Annotated in this window: 1 protein-coding gene; it reads right to left on the bottom strand. The window is 55.4% G+C overall.

Annotation, left to right across the window (positions count from 1 at the left end):
• Positions 1-355: 355 nt before the first annotated feature.
• Positions 356-588, bottom strand: a 233-nt coding sequence (locus AB4Z23_RS27895; RefSeq protein ID WP_441361228.1) for a hypothetical protein, incomplete at its 5' end; no start/stop codon positions are given.

Genomic DNA, 588 nt, shown 5'->3' with positions numbered 1-588 from the left:
CCGTTGGACTGACATCGCCCATCTAAAATCTCCTTTTGCTGGCAGCGTTATCATGAGTACTTAGAATCTGGGCTTCGGACCGGGTGGGTTTAGCTTCCCAGTGTGGTGGTCTGGACGCTTCGGCACGGCCTCGGGTCATCGTTTGGGCCCTCGGCCCATTGATCAGTAATCCGGATAGCACCTGGATTTATAGAAGCTTTCTCTCCTAATTTAGCTGTTAGAAGAGCACCATGACCATATCGGCGACTATCGAAGCGCTTGTGCGCGATGCGGTTCGTCAGATCATGGAGCGATGCTATCCGGTTGGATACAATCCGCAGCGACGCGGGGTCAGTCGCCATTTACCTTCCCATGTCTACTCTTTGCCACCAAAACCATCGCCCACCGCGCCTGGTAGTCTCTGAGTGGCGGATGCCCAGGCGCTGATGAGGTCTGCCGAAATATACCAGCGCGCGGCCGCACGCTTTGCCAGCACTAGTCTGGCCACTTCAACGCCGCCGCCGTCGGTTCGCGACCACAAACGTCCGTCGGAAAAAATTCGCAACGCCTCAAAAAAATCGTTGACACCCAAAATCGCCGTAGCTACTG

The sequence above is a fragment of the Agrobacterium sp. MCAB5 genome (genome assembly GCF_052114365.1).
In the GTDB taxonomy this organism is placed as follows: domain Bacteria; phylum Pseudomonadota; class Alphaproteobacteria; order Rhizobiales; family Rhizobiaceae; genus Agrobacterium; species Agrobacterium tumefaciens.
Note: the sequence above shows the minus strand (reverse complement) of the source record. Positions and strands in the feature narration are given on the sequence as shown.